19 protein-coding genes and 1 pseudogene are annotated in these 22,398 nt (G+C 65.6%); 9 read left to right on the top strand and 11 right to left on the bottom strand.

The features are described from left to right. Nucleotides 1-11 precede the first annotated feature (11 nt). The 4 genes from PFLCHA0_RS16910 to hpaB all read right to left on the bottom strand — a co-directional run bounded on the left by PFLCHA0_RS16910 (nucleotide 12) and on the right by hpaB (nucleotide 4,418). Nucleotides 12-884 (bottom strand): transporter, encoded by an 873-nt coding sequence (locus PFLCHA0_RS16910; RefSeq protein ID WP_015635863.1) that lies wholly within the window; start codon nucleotides 882-884, stop codon nucleotides 12-14. Nucleotides 885-1,019: 135 nt separating this feature from the next. Next, nucleotides 1,020-1,997, bottom strand: a complete 978-nt coding sequence (locus tag PFLCHA0_RS16905; protein WP_015635862.1) for a helix-turn-helix transcriptional regulator — start codon at nucleotides 1,995-1,997, stop codon at nucleotides 1,020-1,022. Between the two features lie 203 nt (nucleotides 1,998-2,200). Beyond that, nucleotides 2,201-2,713 (bottom strand): 4-hydroxyphenylacetate 3-monooxygenase, reductase component, encoded by a 513-nt coding sequence (gene hpaC / locus PFLCHA0_RS16900; protein ID WP_011061639.1) that lies wholly within the window; start codon nucleotides 2,711-2,713, stop codon nucleotides 2,201-2,203. Between the two features lie 142 nt (nucleotides 2,714-2,855). Next, nucleotides 2,856-4,418, bottom strand: coding sequence for a 4-hydroxyphenylacetate 3-monooxygenase, oxygenase component (gene hpaB, locus PFLCHA0_RS16895; protein ID WP_015635861.1), 1,563 nt, complete (start codon nucleotides 4,416-4,418; stop codon nucleotides 2,856-2,858). Nucleotides 4,419-4,738: 320 nt separating this feature from the next. Here hpaB and PFLCHA0_RS32355 point away from each other — a divergent pair. The 3 genes and pseudogenes from PFLCHA0_RS32355 to PFLCHA0_RS16885 form a co-directional block, all read left to right on the top strand. Next, a pseudogene (locus tag PFLCHA0_RS32355) lies at nucleotides 4,739-5,566 on the top strand (MCP four helix bundle domain-containing protein); the annotation flags it as partial. Further along, nucleotides 5,561-6,424, top strand: a complete 864-nt coding sequence (locus tag PFLCHA0_RS32350) for a methyl-accepting chemotaxis protein (RefSeq protein WP_370059506.1) — start codon at nucleotides 5,561-5,563, stop codon at nucleotides 6,422-6,424. The pseudogene PFLCHA0_RS32355 and the gene PFLCHA0_RS32350, both read left to right, overlap by 6 nt. An 84-nt stretch (nucleotides 6,425-6,508) precedes the next feature. Further along, complete coding sequence (locus PFLCHA0_RS16885) at nucleotides 6,509-7,687, top strand: pyridoxal phosphate-dependent aminotransferase (protein WP_015635859.1); 1,179 nt, start codon at nucleotides 6,509-6,511, stop codon at nucleotides 7,685-7,687. Between the two features lie 211 nt (nucleotides 7,688-7,898). Here PFLCHA0_RS16885 and PFLCHA0_RS16880 read toward each other — a convergent pair whose 3' ends face one another. The 7 genes from PFLCHA0_RS16880 to PFLCHA0_RS16850 form a co-directional block, all read right to left on the bottom strand. Further along, on the bottom strand, nucleotides 7,899-8,684 hold the full coding sequence (locus tag PFLCHA0_RS16880) for a hypothetical protein (protein WP_041752298.1): 786 nt from the start codon (nucleotides 8,682-8,684) through the stop codon (nucleotides 7,899-7,901). Between the two features lie 76 nt (nucleotides 8,685-8,760). Beyond that, nucleotides 8,761-9,111, bottom strand: a complete 351-nt coding sequence (locus PFLCHA0_RS16875) for a DUF2493 domain-containing protein (protein ID WP_041752297.1) — start codon at nucleotides 9,109-9,111, stop codon at nucleotides 8,761-8,763. Beyond that, nucleotides 9,099-10,802 carry a Na/Pi cotransporter family protein gene (locus tag PFLCHA0_RS16870; protein ID WP_011061633.1) on the bottom strand — a complete coding sequence of 568 codons (1,704 nt, stop codon included), beginning with the start codon at nucleotides 10,800-10,802 and terminating at the stop codon, nucleotides 9,099-9,101. Before PFLCHA0_RS16870 ends, PFLCHA0_RS16875 begins: the two co-directional genes overlap by 13 nt. Nucleotides 10,803-10,830: 28 nt before the next feature. After that, the gene (locus tag PFLCHA0_RS16865) at nucleotides 10,831-11,031 is read right to left on the bottom strand and encodes a hypothetical protein (protein ID WP_015635857.1); all 201 of its coding nucleotides are present in this window, start codon (nucleotides 11,029-11,031) and stop codon (nucleotides 10,831-10,833) included. 124 nt (nucleotides 11,032-11,155) lie between these two features. Continuing rightward, on the bottom strand, nucleotides 11,156-13,867 hold the full coding sequence (gene mgtA, locus PFLCHA0_RS16860; protein ID WP_015635856.1) for a magnesium-translocating P-type ATPase: 2,712 nt from the start codon (nucleotides 13,865-13,867) through the stop codon (nucleotides 11,156-11,158). A 283-nt stretch (nucleotides 13,868-14,150) separates the two neighbouring features. Next, complete coding sequence (locus PFLCHA0_RS16855) at nucleotides 14,151-14,441, bottom strand: hypothetical protein (RefSeq protein WP_011061630.1); 291 nt, start codon at nucleotides 14,439-14,441, stop codon at nucleotides 14,151-14,153. Between the two features lie 410 nt (nucleotides 14,442-14,851). Next, on the bottom strand, nucleotides 14,852-15,202 hold the full coding sequence (locus PFLCHA0_RS16850) for a hypothetical protein (RefSeq protein WP_011061629.1): 351 nt from the start codon (nucleotides 15,200-15,202) through the stop codon (nucleotides 14,852-14,854). Between the two features lie 546 nt (nucleotides 15,203-15,748). Here PFLCHA0_RS16850 and ltnD point away from each other — a divergent pair. The 6 genes from ltnD (at nucleotide 15,749) to PFLCHA0_RS16820 (ending at nucleotide 22,371) form a co-directional block, all read left to right on the top strand. Then, nucleotides 15,749-16,654: an L-threonate dehydrogenase gene (ltnD, locus tag PFLCHA0_RS16845; RefSeq protein ID WP_011061628.1), complete on the top strand. Its 906-nt coding sequence runs from the start codon at nucleotides 15,749-15,751 to the stop codon at nucleotides 16,652-16,654. 10 nt (nucleotides 16,655-16,664) lie between these two features. Next, on the top strand, nucleotides 16,665-17,957 hold the full coding sequence (gene otnK, locus PFLCHA0_RS16840) for a 3-oxo-tetronate kinase (RefSeq protein WP_011061627.1): 1,293 nt from the start codon (nucleotides 16,665-16,667) through the stop codon (nucleotides 17,955-17,957). After that, on the top strand, nucleotides 17,954-18,592 hold the full coding sequence (gene otnC / locus PFLCHA0_RS16835; RefSeq protein WP_011061626.1) for a 3-oxo-tetronate 4-phosphate decarboxylase: 639 nt from the start codon (nucleotides 17,954-17,956) through the stop codon (nucleotides 18,590-18,592). Before otnK ends, otnC begins: the two co-directional genes overlap by 4 nt. A 186-nt stretch (nucleotides 18,593-18,778) precedes the next feature. Next, the gene (locus PFLCHA0_RS16830) at nucleotides 18,779-20,242 is read left to right on the top strand and encodes a GntP family transporter (RefSeq protein ID WP_011061625.1); all 1,464 of its coding nucleotides are present in this window, start codon (nucleotides 18,779-18,781) and stop codon (nucleotides 20,240-20,242) included. Nucleotides 20,243-20,263: 21 nt separating this feature from the next. Next, on the top strand, nucleotides 20,264-21,046 hold the full coding sequence (gene otnI, locus PFLCHA0_RS16825; RefSeq protein WP_011061624.1) for a 2-oxo-tetronate isomerase: 783 nt from the start codon (nucleotides 20,264-20,266) through the stop codon (nucleotides 21,044-21,046). Between the two features lie 257 nt (nucleotides 21,047-21,303). After that, a complete protein-coding gene (locus tag PFLCHA0_RS16820; RefSeq protein WP_015635854.1) occupies nucleotides 21,304-22,371 on the top strand; it encodes an alpha/beta fold hydrolase in 1,068 nt (355 codons plus the stop codon). Nucleotides 22,372-22,398: the final 27 nt, after the last annotated feature.

The following is a 22,398-nucleotide window of genomic DNA, read 5'->3' as shown; positions in this document are numbered from 1 at the left end:
AGGCAAGGGGGTCAGAACACATGGACCAGGCGCAGCAGGGCGTCGGTGCCGGCAAAGCCGTTCTGGGTGGCGACGTTCTGCGACAGGCCGAACATCAGCTGGTTCTGCTTGTCCAGCCAGTGGCCGAGCTCGAACCCGACCTGGGTGTAGCGCTTGTGGGTGTCGTCGATGCGCCGGTCGTTGATCCGCAGTTCGCCGCCATCGGCGTGGATCAGGCGCAGGGCACCATAGGTGGCGGGGGTGAAGTCGTAAGAGGCGAAGGCCTGCAGGCGGTAGAGCGGGTCCTGCTTGAGGTCGCTGCCGAAGTAGTCGTCGTTGGTGCCATAGAGCTGGGCTTCCAGGTTGGCCTCCAGCACCCACTTTTCCCCCAGGCCCTGGGTGTAGTTGTAGACAAAGGTCGCGCCCCAGCGGTTGGCCCCGGGGGAGACGTCGGGGTTGCGCCCGTGGTACTCGCCCACGGGCAGCGTGATCAGGGTCAGCAGGCCGCTGTAGGTGCGGGTTTGCGGCTGGTTGATGAAGAACAGCGTGCCGCCCACCTGGGGGTCGCCAAAGCCGCTTTCGCCGGTGTGGCGTTCGGCGCCGGGCAGGCGCGCGTCGATATCGGCGAAGGGCACGATGAACTGCGGGGTACAGAGGGTGCCGCACAGGTCGCTGAAGAACACTTGGCGGTAGGCCATGGCATTGACTCGCAGCTCGGCCTTGCCCGTGCTGTCGGCCGGGCCGTGGAAATCACCGGCGCGGGTGGCGGGCAGGTACAGCACGCCCAGGCTGGTGCCCGCTGGGGCGGCGAAGAAGTCCCGGGCATTGAGGTCGGCGGCGTTCAGTGAAAGGCTGGCCAGGGTAGCCGTCAGGGCCAGGGTGATGCGGGGCACGGGCGTGGTCATGGGCGGTGCGTCTCTTGTTGGAGTTGTTGTTCGGCGAACGGCTCGCCGGCACACGGCAGGGGCTGGAAAAAGGGCAAAGGCTGCCCGTGGCCGTCACATTCGACGGCACTGATCAAGGGTGGTCAGGGGGCGGAATCAGCCGGGAGGGGCATGCAGCAACTGGGCGATGCGGGCCTTGTCCTTGACCCCGAGCTTGCTGTAGATGGCCCGAATGTGATGGCGCACGGTGTTGGGCGACATGCCCAGGTCCCGGGCCACTTCCTTGTAGGTCTTGCCTTCGCCGAAGCACTGGGCGACGGCATTTTCCCGTGGGCTGAGCCGGGGCAGCAGGTTGCGGCTGCGGGCCGCCAGGAGGCAGAGGTCGCCTACCGCTGAGGATTCCACCTGCAGGGACTTGCCTTCGAAGCCGACGGGGTCCAGCGCCATGGGCAGTTGCGGGCCGCTCCACTGCGGCCATTCATGCAGCAGCAGGTCGACGAAGCCGCGTTCGGCGCATTGCAGCACGCCGCGCTGGTCGCACACGGCCAGGGCCAGGTTGCGCGGGCCGGTGAGTTTCTCGCGCATGGCCACCAGGGTGCGGATCTGGTTGGCCGACACTGCGGCCACCAGGTGCAGCATCAGGTTGTTCAGCAGGTGGCAGTCGCCCTGGTTGAAGCGCGGCGCTCCCGGGGCGCGGTACAGCGCCAGGTGATTGTTCAGGTGGGTGTGGGGGTCGATGTGCACCACGCACAGCAGTTCGCCAATGTTGTACTGGCGGCCCAGCCAGTTGAGGCCGGGGCCGTTGTCCGGATCGGCCATGTCGACGATCACCGCCCGGCCCGGCACCTCATGGACCCGGCTCACCGTGACATCGATGTGGCGGATCGATTGCCAGTCCGGCAGGTAGCTCGGTGGCAGGCGGTACAGGTAGCAGCTGTGTTCATCCGGCAGGCCATCCACCAGTGCGGCACGGCCCCACCAGGCGCTGTCGAAGGGCAGGAGCCTGCTGATGCGCGCCAGTGCATGCTGGTGCAGGTTTTCGATGTCCCTGTTCTGCGCCAGTTGCTGCAGTTCAAGGGTCAGTTCGCTAAAGGCCTGCAACAGGCTGGCCGGGGCACGCTCGGGGTGGTTCATGGGTCTGTACCTCTGTGCGACGTTGTTATTGTTTTCGTCACGGAAGGGGTTTGGGACCGGTACGTCAGGGGACGTGGGCAGGGCCTGGTTCGAGTATCGATGGCTTGGAAGAGCCGCGCCATCCTACAGATGCAGGAGGTGGCCCTTGGCCCGGATGCCGGCGGGCATCCAGGCGCGGGAAATGACGGCCAGGAGGGAAGGGTTCAGGCCGCCCGGCAAGGGTGGGCCAGGCGATGGAAGCAACGGCTGAAGTACACCAGTGAGTCGCCGTGCTCCAGCACGCCGATTTCATCCAGTTCCACCAGCATTACCGAGTGTGTGCCGATTTCCTGGACCTCGGTGATGCGCCCCTGCAGGCTGGCCAGGGCGCCCTCCAGCACCGGCAGGGCCTGCAGGCCGTCGCGCCAGGGGTGCAGGCCGAAGCGCTGGTCCATGGCCACGCCGGTCATGCCGGCAAAGTGCCGGGCCACTTCTTCGTGTTCGCCGCTGAGGACGTTGACGCACAACCGCCCGTTGCCCTTGAACACCGGGTTCAGGGCGCTGTTGCGGTTGACGCAGACCATCAGTGTCGGCGGGCTGTCGGTGACCGAGCAGACCGCCGTGGCGGTGATGCCGCAGCGGCCGGCGGGGCCGTTGCTGGTGATGACGTTGACCGCTGCGGTCATGTGCGCCATGGCGTTGCGAAAGGCGAGTTGCTTGGGATCGAGTACAGACATGACGAATTCCTCGTGGACGCAGGGCATTGCGCTGCAGGAGCCGGCTTGCCGACGAAGGGGCCTGGGGCCTTGTGGCGCTCTGGCGGGTGTTTTCGCTGGCAAGCCAGCGCCTGCACAAGCCCGCTCCTGCATGTGGCGTGGGCTATTGGCGGATGCGGTCCAGCATGTTGATGTCATCCGGGTTGCTCAGGTGCGGCACGGTCCAGCCGTCGAGGTCGTAGTCCCCCAGGCACTTGTCCACCAGGTCGGTCATGGCTTTCATCGAGCCGCTGGCCTGGGCGTGGCGCAGGCACTGCATGCGGATCTCGTCCTGGCTGCCGGCGTAGTTGATCTCGTACAACTCGTGGCGGCCGCCGAATTCGGTGCCGATGGCGTCCCACAGCAGCTTGAGGATCTTGATCCGCTCCTCGTGGCCCATGCCCCCGGAGCCCCGGCAGTAGGTACCGAGGTACTGGTTGAGGACCGGGTCCTTGAGGTCGCGGGAGCCGGAGGGCAGGTAGATCAGGCCGCTGGCCACCACCTGCTCGATGATCTTCTTGATGTCGGTGTAGGCCTGGGGCGCCAGCACCCGGTAAGCCTGCAGCGCCTGGGTACTGGGCAGGTAGACGCCGTTCATCCATTCACTGGCGTTGCCATGCATGGCGTCGGTCAGGGACCAGAACAGGTTGCGCCAGGCCACCACTTCGCCAACCTGCGCCTGGACCCCGCGGAACTCCAGGGAACCGGTGCATTGCAGGGCCTTGACCAGCAACCCGGTGATGAAGTCGAGCTTGACCGCCAGCCGGGTACAGCCCTGCATCGGGAACAGGCGGCCGAACCCGCCCTGGGGGAACCATTGGCGGCAGCGCTCGAAATCGCGGTAGATCAGCACGTTTTCCCAGGGGATGAACACCTTGTCCATGATCAGGATCGCGTCGTTCTCGTCGAAGCGGCTGGACAACGGGTAGTCGAAGGGCGAGCCGGTCATGCCGGCCTGAAGTTCATAGGAAGGGCGGCAGATCAGCTTCATGCCCCGGGTGTTCATCGGTGCGATGAACATCAGGGCGAAATCGGTGTTGTCCCCCAGCAACTGGGCCGAGCCCTGGCCGACGAAGTTGTAGTGGGTCAGGGCCGAGTTGGTGGCCACCACCTTGGCGCCGCTGACGATGATCCCGCCTTCGACTTCCTCGTCCACCGAGATGAACACGTCCTTGACCTGATCCACCGGTTTGTCGCGGTCGATGGGTGGGTTGACGATGGCGTGGTTGAGGTAGAGGCAGGCTTCCTGGATGCGCTTGTACCAGGTGCGGGCGTTGTCTGCGAAGCGCCCGTAGAACTCCGGGTTGGCCCCCAGGGCGCTGCCGAAGGCGGCCTTGTAGTCGGGGCTGCGGCCCATCCATCCATAGGTCAGGCGCGACCAGTCGGCGATGGCGTCGCGCTGCTGGCGCAGTTCATCGGGGCTTTTCGCCGAACGGAAGAACTTGTGGGTGTAGCCGCCGTTGCCGGTGTCGGTGTCCCAGCACAGTTGCTCCTTGGTGGCCGGGTCGTGCAGGGCGTCGTACAGGCGGGCCATGGAGGCCGCGGAGTTGCGGAAGGCCGGGTGGGTGGTGACGTCCTTGACCCGGTCGCCATAGATGTAGATTTCACGGTCGTCGCGCAGGCTGGCCAGGTATTCGGCACCGGTCAGCGGGCGGTCGGTTGCGGCACGAAAGTCTTCAGGTTTCATATCCAGTCTCAGCGTTGTTTTTATTGACTGGGGCCATGATGGGCAGCCGCGGGAATGGACTAAATGGCTTTTCCGGCGAATGAATTGCACTTTTCATAGGGAGGCGGGTGGCCGGAGCCAGGGTCGAAAACGGTGGCTGAGGGGCGATGCTGTAGCGCTTTATCGATTCACTTCGCGTTGTGTTGTATCAGCAGTGATACACCGGTCACATTCAGAAATATTTTTAACAATCAGCCATATGAAAGCTCAAGTTCGGCCGATATCTCTGACAGGCCCGCGGACTTCCAACAGCGCGGCGCCCCACGTCGGCACAGCCCCTGATGCGCCGACGGCTCAACGGCATGGATGCCTGTCGCCCGTTCTCCCTCGAGAGTCGTCCTATGTCCTTGCGTAACCTGAATATCGCCCCTCGTGCTTTCCTCGGTTTTGCCTTCATTGCCTTGCTGGTCGTGGTGCTGGGGGTGTTTGCGGTCAATCGCATGGCGGTGATCCGCGAAGCCTCGATGGACATGGAAAGCAACCAGCTGCCCAGTGTCGGCTTTCTCGGCAACCTCACCGAGAACGTGCTGCGCCTGCGGATTCTTTCCTTCCGTGTGCTGGTGAACCGCGAGCCGGCAGGCCTGGCAGAAGCCCAGACGCGCATCGGCGTGCTGGTGGACAACGCCAGAAAGGCCCAGGCCAGCTATGCGGCCTTGCCGGCGGGGCCGCAGGAGGCTGCGCTGTACAAGACCTTCGCTACGACCCTGGACAACTACCTGCAGGCGCAGAACGAGATGCTCGAACTGTCGCGCCAGAACAAGCTGGATGAAATGCGCAGCCTGATCAATTCGCGGATCAAGGAAGGCACAGACCAGATGGGCGAGCAGTTGAACCAACTGATCGCGATCAACGCTGCTGATGCCAGGAGCGCTTCCAAGGCTGCCGGCGAGCACTACAGCAGCGCCATCGCCGGGATTGTGGCGGTGGCTGTGCTTGCCGCGCTGCTGACCATTGTTCTGGCGCTGTTGCTCACCCGCAGCATCGTCACCCCCCTGAACAGGGCCCTGAATGCCGCTCAGGTGATCGCCGGCGGCAACCTGCGCCAGGCCATCGAGGTCGATGGCAAGGACGAGCCGGCGCGGCTGCTGCAGGCCCTGGCCGAGATGCAGGCCAGCCTGCGCCGCACCATCGAGCAGATCGCCGGCTCGGCGACCCAGCTGGCCTCGGCCTCGGAAGAACTCAGCGCGGTCACTGAAGAGGCTTCCCGCGGCTTGCAGCAGCAGAACAACGAGATCGAACAGGCGGCCACCGCGGTCAACGAAATGACCGCCGCGGTGGAGGAGGTGGCGCGCAACGCGGTGTCCACTTCCGAGGCTTCCCGGCAGTCGACCCAGGCCGCTCGCGAAGGTCGCGACCGGGTGGTGGAAACCGTGGACGCGATCCAGACCATGACCCACGATGTGCAGAGCACCTCGGTGATGATCGAAGGCCTGGCGACCCAGGGCCGGGATATCGGCAAGGTGCTGGACGTGATCCGCGCCATCGCCGAGCAGACCAACCTGCTGGCCCTCAACGCGGCCATCGAGGCGGCCCGTGCCGGCGAGGCCGGGCGCGGCTTTGCGGTGGTGGCCGATGAGGTGCGGGCCCTGGCCCATCGGACCGCCCAGTCGACCCAGGAAATCGAGAAGATGGTGGCCGGCATCCAGAACGGCACGGGCGACGCGGTGGAGTCGATGCAGCAGAGCAACCAGCGTACCCAGAGCACCCTGGAACTGGCCCGCGCCGCGGGTGTGGCCCTGGAGCAGATTGCCGAATCCATCAACCAGATCAACGAGCGCAACCTGGTGATCGCCAGCGCCTCGGAAGAGCAGGCGCAGGTGTCCCGCGAGGTGGACCGCAACCTGGTGAACATCCGCGACCTGGCCACCCAGTCGGCGGCCGGAGCCAACCAGACCAGCGCCGCCAGCCATGAGCTGTCGCGCCTGGCGGTGGACCTGAACGCTCTGGTGGCGCGTTTTGTGATCTAAGCGTCCAACGGCGCTGGCGCTCGCTCGACGAGTGCCGCGCCAGCACCTAGGGTTCTGGCTGAAGCATCTTTCATGGAGAAAGCGATGCGCTATTCAGCCCTGACCCAACGGATTGCCGGAGAAGGTTCCGCCGCCTGGGATATCCATTACCGAGCTTTGGCCTTGCGCGAGCAGGGGCGCGATGTGCTGTTGCTGACCATCGGCGATCCGGATTTCGACACCCCCCGGCCGGTGGTCCAGGCGGCCATCGACAGCCTGCTGGCCGGTGACACCCACTATTCGGACGTGCGCGGCAACCTGGCGTTGCGCAGTTGCATCGCCCGTTGCCACCACCAGCGCACCGGGCAGATCGTCGATGCCGAGCACGTGGTGGTGCTGCCGGGGGCGCAGTGTGCGGTGTTCTCCGTGGCCCAGTGCCTGCTGGGCCCTGGGGACGAGGTGCTGGTGGCCGAGCCCATGTACGTCACCTACGAAGGGGTGTTCGGTGCCTGTGGCGCCACCGTGGTGCCGGTGCCGGTACGGGCCGAGCAGGGCTTTCGCCTGGACCCGCAGGAAGTGGCGGCGCGCATCAGCCCGCGGACCCGGGCCATGCTCATCAACAGCCCCAACAACCCCTCCGGGGCCAGCCTGTCCCTTGATGACTGGCAGGTCCTGGCGCGGTTGTGCATGGAGCATGACCTGTGGCTGGTTTCCGACGAGGTCTACGGCGACCTGCTGTACGAAGGCCAGCACCTGAGCCCGGGCGGTCTACCGCGAATGGGTGGGCGCACCGCCACCATCAACAGCCTGTCCAAGTCCCATGCCATGAGCGGCTGGCGGGTGGGCTGGGTGATCGCTCCGCCGGTGCTGGTCGGGCACCTGAGCAATCTGGCCCTGTGCATGCTCTATGGCCTGCCGGACTTCATCCAGAATGCGGCAGTGGTGGCGCTGACCCGCGAACTGCCGGAACTGCCACAGATGCGCGAGGAGTACCGCCAGCGCCGCGACCTGGTGTGCACGCTGCTCGGGCAGTGCCCGGGCTTGCGGCCAGTGCTGCCCGATGGCGGCATGTTCGTCATGGTCGACGTACGCCGCACCGGGCTGGGCGCCCAGGCGTTCGCCGAGCGACTGCTGGAGGGTTATGGGGTTTCGGTGCTGGCGGGCGAAGCCTTCGGCCCCAGCGTGGTCGGGCACATCCGCATTGCCCTGGTGCTGGACCGCGAACGGCTGGCCGAAGCCTGCCGCCGCATCGCCCAGTGCACCGCGCAACTCCTGGCCCTGTAGGAGCCGGCTTGCCGGCGAAGAGGTCCCAGAGCCCTGCATCGCCCTTGCCGACGCCTTCGCTGGCAAGCCAGCTCCTACGGTGCAACGCAACGCCGAGCGTACCTTGCGTAGGAGCCGGCTTGCCGGCGAAGAGGCCCTTGAGTCTTCCATCGCCCTTGCCGACGCTTTCGTTGGCAAGCCAGCTCCTACAGAGGTGGGGCGCTTTCGGGGGTTAGAAGCGCAGGGTCGCGCCGGTGGTCAGCCAGCGATCGCGGTCTTCGGTCAGGTGCTGGCCAACGATCAGGTCCAGGTCCAGGTGCTGGCCCAGGTGCAGGCGCGGGCCGGCCTGCCAGCCCTGTTCGCCGCCGCGTTGGCCGTAGCGCTCGGCAATCAGGGTCAGGCTCTGGGCCAGGTCGTACTCCAGCCCGCTGCCCCAGGCCCAGCGGTGGCTCTGGTCGCCGTCGTCATAGGCGTGGGCCCAGCCGGCATTCAGGTTCAGGCGCAGGCTGGCAACAGGGCTGAAGGTCAGTGGCAGGGCGAGGTCGCCACCGTCGAAGCTGTGGCTGCGGTTCAGGGCCCAGTGGGCGGAGCCGGCCAGGGCCAGTTGCAGGCCCAGGTCTTCACGGTCCAGCAGGGCCAGCTTGACCTGGGGGCTGAGCTGGGTCTCGCCCTGGCCGTCGGCCTGCTGGCGCTGCATCGCGGCCCCCAGTTGCACCCAGGGCAGTTGGCTGAAGGTGCAGGTCGGGGCCACCACGCTGGTGTGGCTGGAGCCCTGGTGGCGGGTGCTCTGGTACCAGACATCGACATTGCATTCCCCGGGAGCGTTGATGGCGCCGTCGTCCACCACGTAGGCGCCGCCGGCGGCCTGGGCCTTGGAGCACAGGGCCAGGGTGGCGGTCGCGCTGGCGGTGAGGGCGAGGAACAGCAGGTTGCGCTTGAGCATGCGGCTTTTCGCGGCAGGCAGAGGGTGGCCAAAGGCGCTGGAACGCGAGGGGCGATGTGGGGTGTGCTTGGACATGGCGGATCTCGTTCTGGGTTGGGGCACCGGTGCATCTGGCGTGCGGGCCGGTGCAGAGGGTGGCGGCTTGGGAGGCTTACTGGTCGGCCATCGACAGAACCTGGATCTGCCGGGCCCGGGCCTGGGCCAGCAGTTCTTCGGTGTCTTCCCCACCGGGCAGGGCGAGGACGATGTCGGGGCGGCTGTCGGCCAGCATGAAGGCGTTGCGCAGGCGTTCGGCGTGCTTGCCATGGCGTTGCCAGTTGGGCGGGTAGCGGACGATGTCGGCGCCGATGTCCCGGGCCCAGTCCTCGATATGGGCGCCGAGGAACTGGCTGCCGCCATGAATCACCACGCGGGTTTCATGCAGGCGCTGAAAGGCGTCGAGGACCTGGCGGCACCGGCGGTCGTCGGCGTAGTAGCGCCCGGCGCAGATCAGGACGCGCATGGGCTGTTCTCCTTTACCGGGCTGATGCTGGTCTCGCCGGGCAGCGGTTCGTTGAGGTAAGCGTGCTCGATGTCCCGTTCACCGGCGCGCTCCAGGGCCGGGTAGGCCAGGGCGGCGATGTGGTGGTGAACCCGGCGGTAGTCGCGCAGCAAGCGCTGGAAAATGTCCCCAGATTCGGCCCAGGCGCCACGGTCTTCGCGCAACTTGCGAAAGTGCTCGCGGCTGGCGGCGGCTTCCAGGCGCCGCACGTTTTCCTTGCGCGCCACCAGTTGGTGGGCGGTGGGCAGGTCTTCGCGCAGGAACACGGTGATGGCCAGGCTCAGGCTGTCCAGCAGTTCCTGGTGCAGCGGGTACAGGGTGCTCAGCTCGAACTCGGAAAACGGCTCGCCACGGCGCAAGCGCCGCGCGGCCAGGTGCGCCAGGCTGGTGGCGAGAATGTCCCCGGCGTGTTCCAGGTTGATCACCAGCAGCAGGATTTCCTGGGAGCGGTCGGCATCCTGGTCGCTGATGCCTTCCTTGCCGATATCCGCCAGGTAGGCGCGGATCGCCGCGCTGAGCAGGTCCAGGGACTGATCGATATGGCGCACCTGATCGGCATTGGCCTGGTTGGCGGTGCGAAACAGCTGCAGCACCCGGTCGAGCATGCCCGAGAGCATGTCGGCCATGCGCAAGGCTTCGCGGGCGGCGTTGGACAGGCCGATATTGGCCACTTCCAGGCCGGCTTCGTCCAGGTACAGCGGCATGCCCGGGTCGGTCACCGCGGCCGGGGCCGGCAGCAGCCGGGTCAGCAGCTTGGCCATTGGCCCGGTGAAACCGATGAACAGCAGCGCCAGCACCAGGCTGAAGGCAGTGTGCAGGGCCACCACCAGCAGTGCCGGAGGCAGTTGCTCGATGACGTGCCACTGGCCCAGGGTGGCGATCCAGGGCATCAGCAGCGCCGCTCCCGACAGGCGCACCAGCAGGTTGCCCAGGGGCAGGCGCCGGGCCACGTTGCCGCTGGCGCTGAGCAGCGAGGGCAGGGTGCTGCCGAGGTTGACCCCCAGCACCAGGGCCATGCTGGTGGCCGGCGACAGCAGCCCAGTACCGGCCAGCGAGGCAATCAGCAGCACCACGGCAACGCTGGAGTGGCACATCCAGGTCAGCAGCAGCGCCACCAGCAGGGCCAGCAGCAGGTCGCCGTCGAGGCTGGTCATCACCAGCTGGAACACTGGGGTACCTTCCACCGCCCCCAGGGTCGCGCCGAGCATGCCCAGGGCCAGCAGCATCAGGCCCAGGCCGATCAGTGCGCAGCCGATGCTTTCAAAGCGCGAATCGTCCCGCAGGCGAAAGCACAGGAAGCCCGCCAGCAATGCCACAGGTGCCGCCAGCGAGAGGTCGAGGCTGAGCAGCTGGACCACCAGGGTCGAGCCGATATTGGCCCCCAGCATCACCGCCAGCGCCGGGGCCAGGCCCAGGGTGCCGGCGGCGGTGAAGGAGCTGGCCATCAGGCTCACCGCAGTGCTGCTTTGCACCACGCCGGTGATGCCGACGCCGCACAGCAGCGCCAGCCAGCGGTTGTTCAGGTGTTGCCCGAGCCAGTGCCGCAGCGGGCTGCCGAAGCCCCGCAGGAGTGAGCCGCAGATCATCTGCGAGCCCCACAGCAACAGCGCGATGGCGCCGGCCAGGTTGATCAGAAGAGTAGTGCCCGACATGAGTATTCTCCCGGGACTGTGACAGGTTTCAGGCAATCGCCAGGCGCAGCGAGGCGCGGGTGATGGCGGCGCTGAACCCCAGCAGGAAACGCATTTCAACGGCGCTCAGCAGGCCCCGCACATAGAGGCGGATGCTCAGGCGGGCGAGCAGCCTGGCGCAGGCGCACAGGCCGCAGACCAGCAAGGCCTTCAGGCCGCGTTGCAACAGCGAAAAAGCTTTGAAAAACATGGCGATGCTCCTTTCGGGCGAACAGCGTCGCCGTCGACAGGGCGCTGGCCGCGCCGACGGTGGCATCGTTGGTTTGCTGTATCTGGTGCGACCGCCGTGGGGCGGTCGCACCGGGCTCAGGCCCTTAGAACCACTGCTTGAAGCGGCGGATGTACAGGGTCTTCATGGTCTGGGCGACCACGCAGTAGCTGAGCAGGGTACCCACCAGCCAAGGGAAGTATTCCCATGGCAGCGGCACCAGGCCGACCATGCTGCCCAGAGGCGAGAAGGGCACATAGATACCCAGTGCCATCACCAGGCCCGTGGCGAGCATGACCGGCAGTGCCGCGGTGCTCTGGATGAACGGGATCTTGCGGGTGCGCAGCATGTGCACCACCAGGGTCTGGGAGAGCAGGCCTTCGATGAACCAGCCGGACTGGAACAGGGCGGCCATTTCCACGCTGTTGGTGGCAAACACGTACCACATTAGGGCAAAGGTGGTGATGTCGAAGATCGACGAGGTCGGCCCGATCCACAGCATGAAGCGCCCGATGTTCTTGGCGTCCCACTTGCGTGGCTTGCTCAGGTATTCCTTGTCCATCTTGTCCCACGGCAGGGCCAGCTGGGAGAAGTCGTACATCAGGTTCTGCAGCAGCAGGTGGATCGCCAGCATCGGCAGGAACGGAATGAAGGCACTGGCCACCAGCACCGAGAACACGTTGCCGAAGTTGGAGCTGGCGGTCATGTTCAGGTACTTCATGATGTTGCCGAAGGTCTCGCGACCCTTGATCACCCCTTCCTCCAGCACCATCAGGCTCTTTTCCAGGAGGATGATGTCCGCCGATTCCTTGGCAATGTCGGTGCCGCTGTCCACCGAGATGCCGACATCGGCATCGCGCAGCGCCGGAGCGTCGTTGATGCCGTCGCCGAGAAAGCCCACGGTGTGGCCGTTGGCCTGCAATGCCTTGAGCACCCGGGACTTCTGCAGCGGGGTGAGCTTGGCAAATACCGTGCGCTCTTCCACCAGGCGCCCCAGCACTTCGTCGTCCATGCGCTCGATGTCACGACCCAGCAGCGGCTCGCCGACCTCCAGGCCGACCTCGCGGCAGATCTTCGCGGTGACGATGGCGTTGTCACCGGTCAGTACCTTCACGGTGACCCCGTTGTCGCGCAGGGCGGCAATCGCCGGGCCGGCGGTTTCCTTCGGCGGATCGAGGAAGGTCAGGAAGCCTTCGATCACCAGCTCGCGTTCGTCGCTGGCGCTGTACTGGTTCTTGATCTGGTCCCGGGCGATGTCACGGGTGCCCACCAGCAGCACGCGGAAACCGTCGCGGTTGTAGTCTTCGGCCAGTTGCAGCAACTCGGCACGCAGGGCAGCGTCGATGGTATGGGTGACACCGTTCTTGCGGACCCGAGTGGCGGTTTCCAGCATTTCTTCCACCGCGCCCTTGCACACCAGCAGGTGGTGGCCGCGGGCATCGGCGAGGATGACCGACAGGCGCCGCCGGACGAAGTCGAACGGTAGCTCATCCACCTTGCGCCAGGCGGCAGGCGGGGTGAAGTGCGGGTTCTCCTCGGCGAAGCTGACCACTGCGCGGTCCATCAGGTTCTTCATGCCGCTCTGGTGGTAGCTGTTGAGCCAGGCCAGTTGCAGCACTTCATCGCAGCGGCTGCCGCTGATGTCGACGTGATGTTCGAGGATGATCCGGTCCTGGGTCAGGGTGCCGGTCTTGTCGGTGCAGAGCACGTCCATGGCGCCGAAGTTCTGGATCGCGTTGAGGCGCTTGACCACCACCTTGCGCTTGGCCATGGCCGAGGCGCCCTTGGCCAGGTTGGCGCTGACGATCATCGGCAGCATTTCCGGGGTCAGGCCGACGGCCACTGCCAGGGCGAACATGAAGGCTTCGGCCCAGTCGCCCTTGGCGAATCCGTTGATCAGCAGAACGATGGGCACCATCACCAGCATGAAGCGGATCAGCAGCCAGCTGACGCTGTTGACCCCGCGGTCGAAGGCGGTCTGGGTGCGGGAGCCGACGATGGAGCGGGCCAGGGAACCGAAGTAGGTGCGCGAGCCGGTGGCCACGACCACGGCGGTGGCCGTGCCGCTGACCACGTTGGTGCCCATGAAGCAGATGTTCGGCAGGTCCAGCAGGTCTTGCTGATCGGCGGCCTGGGCGGTGGCGGACTTTTCCTGGACGGCGCCCAGGGTGTCGTACTTTTCAACCGGCAAGGCTTCGCCGGTGAGCACCGCCTGGCTGATGAACAGGTCGCGGGATTCGATCAGGCGGATATCGGCAGGGATCATGTCACCGGCGGACAGCTGGATGATGTCGCCCACCACCAGGTCGCGCATCGGCACTTCACGCACCCGGGCCTGCATGCCCATCTGCTCGCGGCGCAGTACGGCGGCGGTGGTCCGTACCATGGCCTTGAGCGCTTCGGCGGCCTTGGCCGAGCGGTGTTCCTGCCAGAAACGCATCAGGCCGCTGGCCAGCACCATCACCAGGACGATGATGACCCCGGTGAGATCGGTTTCTTCGCCGGCCTGCAGCGGCAGCCAGAAGTCGGTGAAGAAACTGATACCGGTCAGGGTCATCAGCACATAGATGAAAGGGTTGTTGAAAGCCTGGAGCAGCTGCACCAGAGCGTGTGGCGGACGGTCGTGGGCGACCTCGTTGTGGCCGTCCCGTTGCAGGCGGCCCTCGGCATCCAGTTCAGTGAGGCCGGCGGTGGTGGAGTTGACGTTGGCCAGGGTGACGGCCAGGCCGTTCTGGGCTTCGCGGGCGGCACGCATCGACAGCTTGTTGCTGTCACTGGTGGCGCTGGTGTTGCGGGAAGTTGGGGTTTTTACAGTCATGGTCTGTGCTCCTGCCGCCTGCTTGCGGCACGACACAGCAACACTCAACTAATTAAAGGCGAGCGAAAACATGTCGAGCCGCAGGTTAGCGATCGATTTTGATCTTGGCGTTTTTCAGGTTTTAACGTTCGCTGCCCAAACAATGAAGTTGTATGGGCAGCGAACCTACTACTGGCCTCTTCCATAACTTTCTCCAGTAACTTTATTAACTGACAGGCACTAGCACGCCGCCGAACTTAAACTTTTAAAGTTCGTTTGCAAACAACGGAAAGTTACCGCTGGTTCAGGCTGAGCTGCGTGCCCCGAGGTACAGGCCGAAGATCAGTCCGGCCTGCTGCAGGAGCAGGGCAGCGCCCCGACTCTGCGGGTCCTGGCTATCGTCGAAGCTCCAGCGTTGCTGCAACTGCCCGGTCATCGGGCAGACGCGCCAATTGGCTCGCAGGGCGGTCGAGGGGGTGGGGGCGGCACGAGAAAACGGCGAGCGCGCCAGAACCTTGGGCTCACGGCACAGCTTGACCCGCATGGTGGCGGCGAAGGCGCGAACGCCTGGCATTACAGAGGAAGTGAAGTGCATAACATTTGCCTCGCGACCGGACTGGCTCCGGGGGAGGCAAGTTACGTTGGAGCGTCAAGCCCTAGCGCAGCTTACCCGACCGCGGAGTCGAGTCCCGTCATTTTCAGGGTTAAGTGCCTGGCTCTGCGCAGCGGCAGTGACCAGACAGCGTCTAGATACTGTGTCCATTGGCTTCTTTAGTGAGTTAAACAAAGGGCCGTAATTACCGGCCCGCGCAATTTACTCAGGAGGGGGGCTGGAGTCAAGGTTAAATTGCCCTGAATCATTGGTCAGTTACGAAGTTTCAGGTGAGGTTCAGCTAAGGGTGGGAATTAGCTGATGCGAGAGGCGGATATATATAAGTTTCATATAAAGAAAGTGCCCATGACAGATGGGGATGTCATGAGCACTGAATATAGCGACGAGGATTATCAGTGCAGCAAGTGCTGGGAGATATCCTTGTAGGTCGCGCTATCGGTGGCCGCCATCAACTGCCGGCCATCCTTGAGGGTGCCGATGAAGGTCACTTCGTTTTCCGTACCCGCCATCAGGTACCCGGCCAGGGCGCCCACCGGGCCCAACAGCATGGCGCCGGCAATGCCGTAGCCCAGGGCGTCCTTGTTGGTGATGGGGCTTTCGCTGGCGATCTCCAGTGTCTTGAAGGCCGATGCCTTGACCTCGACGCCGTTGCTGTTGAATACCGTCTTGAGCCTGAAGGTGCCGTGCCGGTACTCGCCGGCGCCTTGCAGGAAATCACCTGATAAAACCTCAATCTTTGCCATGTTGAATCATCCTTATCCAAGCATAACCAGACAGGCCATTGAGCTCTCCGCCAGGGGGAGCGTCAACGGGGTTGCGATGAAGGGTGCTACCGCCAGTCAGCAGCCCTCGTTCATTCAGCCTCGGCCAGGTCACCCCGGGCCATGCTGATCCAGATCAGGGCTGTGAAGGGTTGTAGCAGCCCACGGGGCACCGGCCGTCGGCTTCCGACCAGTGGCTGGCCGGGGCCGGGCGCTCAAGGTAATGTTAAAAAATGTTAGATTGAAAAACTTCTTCACATAATCCGTTCATTGGTGGATGATCGTTCACAGCCAAAGCTCAACCTGATAACAACAGCAACAGGATGGCCATGATGATCGATTCGCTCCTGCCTCTCTCGGCACCTGCCCACGGTGCCATGCACCTTCCGGGCTTGCCGTCTGGCGCTGCGCCTGTTGCTGCCTGTGTTGCATTTGCCGGACCTGCAATCCGGATTTCCCTGTCCTGCCCGGTTCTTGCCCGGCGCCTGTCTGGCGCGGCACAGTCCTGGTCTATTTCTGGAGTCCCCCATGAATAACAACAATGTCGGTGTCATCGGTCTTGGCGCCATGGGCCTGGGCATCGCCCGGTCGTTGCTGCGCAGCGGTTTCAAGGTGCATGCCTGTGACGTCCGTGCTGCGGTCACCGAGCAGTTCGCCAGCGAAGGCGGCGTGGCTTGCGCCTCGGCGGCGCAACTGGCCGGCGAATGCGATGTGATTGTCACCGTGGTGGTCAATGCCGAGCAGACCGAAAGTGTGCTGTTCGGTGAGGGCGGGGCGGCAGCGGCACTGCGTCCCGGCAGCCTGGTGATCGGCTGCGCCACCGTGGCCCCGACCTACGCCGTGGACCTGGGCCAGCGCCTGGAGGCCCTGGGCCTGCTCTATCTGGATGCACCGATCTCCGGGGGCGCGGCCAAGGCCGCCGCCGGCGAGATGACCATGATGACCTCCGGCCCGGCCACCGCTTACGCCAGGGCCGAGGCGATTCTGGGGGGCATGGCCGGCAAGGTCTATCGCCTGGGGGATGCTCATGGCCTGGGCTCCAAGGTCAAGATCATCAACCAGTTGCTGGCCGGGGTGCATATCGCGGCATCCGCCGAAGCCATGGCCCTGGGGCTGCGCGAAGGGGTGGACGCCGATGCCCTGTACGAGGTGATCACCCACAGCGCGGGCAACTCCTGGATGTTCGAGAACCGCGTTCCGCATATCCTCAAGGCCGACTACACACCGCTGTCCGCGGTGGACATCTTCGTCAAGGACCTGGGGCTGGTGCTGGATACCGCCCGGGCCAGCAAATTCCCGCTGCCGCTGTCGGCCACCGCGCACCAGATGTTCATGCAGGCCTCCAGCGCCGGTTTTGGCCGCGAGGACGACTCGGCGGTGATCAAGATCTTCCCGGGCATCGACCTGCCCGTGGCCAAGCCCGATGCCGAGTGAGGAACCCGTGATGACGATTTCCAATCCACGCCCGTTGCTGGGCTGCATCGCCGACGATTTCACCGGGGCCACGGACCTGGCCAACATGCTGGTTCGCGGTGGCATGCGCACTGTGCAGAGCATCGGCATTCCCAGCGCTGAAGTGGCTGCCGGGCTGGACGCCGACGCCGTGGTGATCGCGCTGAAGTCGCGCACCACTGCGGCCAGCGAAGCGGTGGCCGAATCCCTGGCCGCCCTGCAATGGCTGCGGGACCAGGGCTGCGAGCAGATCTTCTTCAAATACTGCTCGACCTTCGATTCCACCGCGGCGGGCAACATCGGTCAGGTCAGCGAGGCCTTGCTCGAGGCCCTGGGCAGCGATTTCACCCTGGCCTGCCCGGCGTTCCCGGAGAACGGCCGGACCATTTTCCGTGGCCACCTGTTCGTCCAGGACCAGTTGCTCAGCGAATCGGGCATGCAGCATCACCCGCTGACGCCGATGACCGATGCCAACCTGGTGCGGGTCCTGCAATCCCAGACCCGGCTGCCGGTGGGCCTGCTGCGCTACGACAGCATCGCCCAGGGCGTGGAGGCGGTGCGCAGCAGGATCGCCGAACTGCGCGGGCAGGGTGTTGCCCTGGCGATTGCCGACGCGCTGTCCGATGCCGACCTCTATACCCTCGGCGCCGCCTGCGCCGACCTGCCGCTGCTCACTGGCGGTTCCGGGCTGGCCCTGGGCCTGCCGGAAAACTTCCGTCGCGCCGGCAAGCTGCGCGACCTCGACGCTGCAAGCCTGCCCAAGGTAGCCGGTGGCGAAGTGGTGCTGGCCGGCAGTGCCTCCCTGGCCACCAATGCTCAGGTCGATGCCTGGCTGGAAGCCGAGCGCCCGGCCTGGCGCATCGACCCGCTGGCCCTGGCGGCCGGCGAGGCGGTGGTGGAACAGGCCCTGGCCTTTGCCCGGGAGCAGCAGGGCACGGTGCTGATCTACGCCACCAGCACGCCGGAAGAGGTCAAGGCGGTGCAGCGTCAGCTCGGTGCCGAACGTGCCGGAGCGCTGGTGGAGAATGCCCTGGGCGAGATCGCCCGGGGCCTGCGCGACAGCGGCGTGCGGCGCTTTGTGGTGGCTGGCGGGGAAACCTCCGGCGCCGTGGTCAAGGCCCTGGACGTGCGCCTGCTGCAGATCGGCGCGCAGATCGATCCCGGGGTCCCGGCCACCGTCAGCAGTGGCGGCGAGCCCCTGGCCCTGGCGCTGAAGTCCGGCAACTTCGGTGGTCGCGACTTTTTCAGCAAGGCCCTGGGTCAACTGGCGGGAGGTCAGGCATGAGCCGGGAAAACGCTCTGCGCGAAGAAATCTGTGATGTCGGCCGCAGCCTCTATCAGCGCGGCTACACCGTGGGCAGCGCCGGCAACATCAGTGCGCGGCTCGATGATGGCTGGCTGATCACCCCCACCGACATCTGCCTGGGCCGGCTCGACCCTGCAGCCATCGCCAAGGTCAACCTGGCGGGGGAGTGGGTCAGCGGCGACAAACCGTCCAAGACCCTGGCCCTGCATCGCCAGGTGTATGACCGCAATCCCGGGGTGGGCGGGGTGGTGCATACCCATTCCACCCACCTGGTGGCCTTGACCCTGGCCGGGGTCTGGCGCGAGGACGACATCCTGCCGCCGCTGACCCCGTACCAGGTGATGAAGGTCGGGCACATCCCGCTGATCGGCTACCAGCGCCCGGGTTCGCCCAAGGTCGCCGAGCAGGTGGCGCAACTGGCCAACCAGGTGCGTGGGGTGATGCTCGAACGCCTGGGCCCGGTGGTCTGGGAAAGCAGTGTGTCCAAGGCCAGCTACGCCCTGGAAGAGCTGGAGGAAACCGCGCGCCTGTGGCTGATGAGCCAGCCGCGCCCGGCACCTCTGGATCAGGCCGCCCTGGATGAGCTGCGGGACGCTTTCGGCGCCACCTGGTAAGCCCGCGACACTGCCAGCGTTTCATGCACGCCAGTCCACGGAAGCCTTCATGAGGCTTTCGCGGGGAGCGGCTTGCCGTTGAAAAACAATAACAACAGGATTTCCCGAGATGAATGACTGCATTTGCTTTACGGGTTCCCGCACCACCAGCACCCCCTGCCAGCCACTGGGTGGAGGGCTTGTGCAATGAGCCCGCTGATTCTGATGATCACCGCCGGGGCCGGTATCGCCCTGTTGCTGTTCCTGGTGCTCAAGTACAAGTTCCAGCCCTTTGTCGCGCTGATGCTGGTAAGCATCCTGGTGGCGCTGGTGGCCGGGGTGAAACCGGCGGAGCTGGTGGCCACCATCGAGGGCGGCATGGGCAAGACCCTCGGCCACATCGCCATCATCATCGCCCTGGGCGCGATGATCGGCCGCATCATCGAGCTTTCCGGCGGCGCCGAGGCGCTGGCCAAGACCCTGATCGAGCGCTTTGGCAACCGGCGCACGCCCCTGGCGCTGACCATGGCCGGATTCATCATCGGCGTGCCGGTGTTCTTCGAGGTCGGGGTGATCATCCTCATGCCCCTGGCCTATGGCGTGGCCCGCAGTGCGCGCAAGCCGCTGCTGGTGTTCGCCTTGCCGATGTGCGCCGCGCTGCTCACCGTGCACGCCTTCCTGCCGCCGCACCCTGGAGCGGTGGCCGCGGCCAGCCAGCTGGGCGCGGACCTGGGCCGGGTGCTGATGTTCGGCCTGCCGCTGACCGCGCTGCTGTGCTACGTGGGCTACCGCGTGGCGGGGCGCATGACCCGGCGCAACTACCCGATGACCGATGACATCCGCGCCGAAGTCTACGGCCCGCACGTCACCAATGAAGACCTCGCCGCCTGGAACAACGGTTCCGAGCAGCCTGCCAGCCCCCAGGCGGTGGCCGCTGTGGCGCACATGGGCCTGGAAGAATCCACCGGCAGCCTGGCGGCGAAACTGCCACCGGCACCACCACCGGGGTTCGGCCTGATCGTCAGCCTGATCCTGCTGCCCATCGTGCTGATCCTGCTGGGCACCCTGGCTACCTCCTTGCTGCCCCTGGAATCCACCCTGCGCGGGGTGCTGACGGTACTTGGCGCGCCGCTGGTGGCGCTGCTGCTGGACACCTTGCTGTGTGCCTGGCTGCTGGGCTCGCGCCGCGGCTGGAGCCGCAGCCAGGTGTCCGACGTGATCGGCTCGGCGCTGCCCGGGGTGGCCATGGTGATCCTGATCGCCGGGGCCGGGGGGGTGTTTGGCAAGGTGCTGGTGGATACCGGGATCGGCGCGGTGGTCTCCGACCTGCTGCGCACCACCGGCCTGCCGGTGCTGGCCCTGGGTTTTCTGCTGACCATGCTGCTGCGTGCGGTGCAGGGCTCCACCACCGTGGCCCTGGTGACTACGGCGGGCATCATCGCGCCGCTGATCGCCACCCTCAACCTGAGCCCCAACCACATGGCCCTGCTGTGCCTGGCCATGGGCGGTGGCGGGCTGGCCATGTCCCATATCAATGACGCCGGGTACTGGATCTTCACCAAGCTGGCCGGCCTCAACGTCGCGGACGGCCTGCGTACCTGGACCGTGATCACCACCTTGCTCGGCACCTTGGGGTTCTGTATTACCCTGCTGATCTGGCCATTTGTCTGACCCTTTGTCCCAGGAGTTTCCATGCCTCGTTTTGCTGCCAACCTCAGCATGCTCTACCCGGAACATGACTTTCTCGAACGTTTCGCTGCCGCGGCGGCCGACGGCTTCACGGCCGTGGAGTATCTGTTTCCCTACGACTACAGCCCCCAGGAGCTGAAACAGCGCCTGGACGACCACGGCCTGCAACAGGCCTTGTTCAACGCTCCGCCCGGCGACTGGGCGGCGGGGGAGCGGGGCATCGTTTCCCTGCCCGGGCGCGAGCAGGAATTCCGCCAGGGTTTCGACAAGGCCCTGGAATACGCCGCGGTGCTGGGCAACTCGCGGGTCCACGTGATGGCCGGCCTGCTGCCGTCCGAGAACGATCGCCCGCGGCACCACGGCGTCTACCTGGAGAACCTGGCCCACGCCACGGCCCAGGCGGCCAAGGTCGGGGTCACGGTGCTGCTGGAGCCGATCAACACCCGGGACATGCCGGGGTTCTTCCTCAACCGCCAGGACCAGGCCCAGGCCATCTGCAAGGAAGTCGGCGCGGCCAACCTCAAGGTGCAGTTCGACTGCTATCACTGCCAGATCGTCGAAGGCGACCTGGCGGTGAAACTGCGCCGCGACCTGGCCGGGATCGGCCACATCCAGATCGCCGGGGTACCGGATCGTCACGAGCCGGACCTGGGGGAACTGAACTATCCCTACCTGTTCCAGCTGATGGACGACCTTGGCTACGACGGCTGGGTCGGTTGTGAATACCGCCCGCGCGGCAACACCTCCGCCGGCCTGCAGTGGCTGCGGGACTGGCAGGCGCGCTAAGGCTCGGCGGTGTAGCCGCCACTGCAGGTTGCGAAGCAAAAGGTATCTGGGGAGCGTCGCGCAAGGCCCTGGGGGCCTTCGCGCATCGCTTTATGTAGCCGCTGCCGCAGGCTGCGAACGAGCCGCAGGCTCCCAGCGATTCCCCGGCCGTCGAGGCCCCTGCGGTGCCTTGCGCAGCCTGCGGCAGCGGCTACAGATGATGCGAAGGCCGCGAACGGCTCGCGATGATACGTAGCGATAAACACAGGAGTTTTCCCATGCAGCGTTTTGCCTGCCGGGCCGCGTTCGGCCTGATTTTGTCCCTGGGCGGTATGTCCCTGGCCGCGGCCGCGAGCTTGCCGCCGGCCACCGAGGGCGATTGGGTGGCCCCGCAATTCACCTTCCACAACGGTGAGCAGCTGGCCAACCTGAAGCTGCACTACATCACCCTGGGGGACCCCAAGCACCCGGCGATCCTCTATCTGCATGGCACCTATCGGCCGGCCAGCGACCTGTTGAGCAAGGATTTTGGCGGTGAACTGTTCGGCCCCGGGCAACCCCTGGATGCCAGCAAGTACTACATCATCGCCACCGACGGCATCGGCGTCGGCCAGTCGAGCAAGCCTTCGGACGGCCTGCGGGCGCGGTTCCCCCAGTACAACTACGAGGACATGGTCCAGGCCCAGTACCGGCTGCTGACCGAAGGGCTGGGGGTCAAGCACCTGCGGCTGATCATCGGCAATTCCATGGGCGGCATGCAGGCCTGGATCTGGGGCCAGAAGTGGCCGCAGATGATGGACGCCCTGGTGCCCATGGCCTCCCAGCCGGGGGAAATGTCTTCGCGCAACTGGATGATGCGCCGCCTGCTGGTGGAGTCGATCAAGCAGGACCCGGCCTGGGAGCAGGGCAACTACCGGCAACAGCCGCCGTCGCTGCGCCTGGCCAACGCGCTGTTCGCCACCGGCACCAGCGGCGGCACCCTGGCCTATCAGGCCCTGGCGCCGACCCGGGCCCAGGCTGACCAGCTGGTGCAGGAGCGCCTCAAGGCCAGCCAGGGCGCCGATGCCAATGACTTCATCTACCAGTGGCAGTCCTCGGCGGACTACAACGCCATGCCGGGGCTGGGCAGGATCCAGGCGCCGGTGCTGGTGATCAACGCCGCGGACGACGAGCGCAACCCGCCGGAAACCGGCACCCTGCAAGCGGCGCTCAAACAGGTGAAAAATGCCCGCCTGCTGCTGATTCCCGCCAGCGCCGAAACCCGTGGCCACGGCACCACCGGCATGGCCCGGTTCTACGCCCGCGAGCTGGGGCAGTTCATGGCCGAGACTGAAAAAAACCGCTAGTGGCTACTGCGGTCTCTTCGTCGCCCG

It is taken from the genome of Pseudomonas protegens CHA0 (assembly GCF_000397205.1).
In the GTDB taxonomy this organism is placed as follows: Bacteria; Pseudomonadota; Gammaproteobacteria; order Pseudomonadales; family Pseudomonadaceae; genus Aquipseudomonas; species Aquipseudomonas protegens.
This window is presented reverse-complemented; position numbering and strand designations above follow the sequence as displayed.

Coding starts and splice junctions, on each gene's coding strand:
- PFLCHA0_RS16910 (WP_015635863.1), bottom strand. CDS start 884: ATGACCACGCCCGTGCCCCGCATCACCCTGGCCCTGACGGCTACCCTG.
- PFLCHA0_RS16870 (WP_011061633.1), bottom strand. CDS start 10,802: ATGTCGGGCACTACTCTTCTGATCAACCTGGCCGGCGCCATCGCGCTG.
- otnK (WP_011061627.1), top strand. CDS start 16,665: ATGACGATTTCCAATCCACGCCCGTTGCTGGGCTGCATCGCCGACGAT.
- ltnD (WP_011061628.1), top strand. CDS start 15,749: ATGAATAACAACAATGTCGGTGTCATCGGTCTTGGCGCCATGGGCCTG.
- PFLCHA0_RS16880 (WP_041752298.1), bottom strand. CDS start 8,684: ATGTCCAAGCACACCCCACATCGCCCCTCGCGTTCCAGCGCCTTTGGC.
- hpaC (WP_011061639.1), bottom strand. CDS start 2,713: ATGTCTGTACTCGATCCCAAGCAACTCGCCTTTCGCAACGCCATGGCG.
- otnC (WP_011061626.1), top strand. CDS start 17,954: ATGAGCCGGGAAAACGCTCTGCGCGAAGAAATCTGTGATGTCGGCCGC.
- hpaB (WP_015635861.1), bottom strand. CDS start 4,418: ATGAAACCTGAAGACTTTCGTGCCGCAACCGACCGCCCGCTGACCGGT.
- PFLCHA0_RS16850 (WP_011061629.1), bottom strand. CDS start 15,202: ATGGCAAAGATTGAGGTTTTATCAGGTGATTTCCTGCAAGGCGCCGGC.
- PFLCHA0_RS16885 (WP_015635859.1), top strand. CDS start 6,509: ATGCGCTATTCAGCCCTGACCCAACGGATTGCCGGAGAAGGTTCCGCC.
- PFLCHA0_RS16855 (WP_011061630.1), bottom strand. CDS start 14,441: ATGCACTTCACTTCCTCTGTAATGCCAGGCGTTCGCGCCTTCGCCGCC.
- PFLCHA0_RS16820 (WP_015635854.1), top strand. CDS start 21,304: ATGCAGCGTTTTGCCTGCCGGGCCGCGTTCGGCCTGATTTTGTCCCTG.
- otnI (WP_011061624.1), top strand. CDS start 20,264: ATGCCTCGTTTTGCTGCCAACCTCAGCATGCTCTACCCGGAACATGAC.
- PFLCHA0_RS16905 (WP_015635862.1), bottom strand. CDS start 1,997: ATGAACCACCCCGAGCGTGCCCCGGCCAGCCTGTTGCAGGCCTTTAGC.
- PFLCHA0_RS16875 (WP_041752297.1), bottom strand. CDS start 9,111: ATGCGCGTCCTGATCTGCGCCGGGCGCTACTACGCCGACGACCGCCGG.
- PFLCHA0_RS16865 (WP_015635857.1), bottom strand. CDS start 11,031: ATGTTTTTCAAAGCTTTTTCGCTGTTGCAACGCGGCCTGAAGGCCTTG.
- PFLCHA0_RS32350 (WP_370059506.1), top strand. CDS start 5,561: ATGCAGGCCAGCCTGCGCCGCACCATCGAGCAGATCGCCGGCTCGGCG.
- mgtA (WP_015635856.1), bottom strand. CDS start 13,867: ATGACTGTAAAAACCCCAACTTCCCGCAACACCAGCGCCACCAGTGAC.
- PFLCHA0_RS16830 (WP_011061625.1), top strand. CDS start 18,779: ATGAGCCCGCTGATTCTGATGATCACCGCCGGGGCCGGTATCGCCCTG.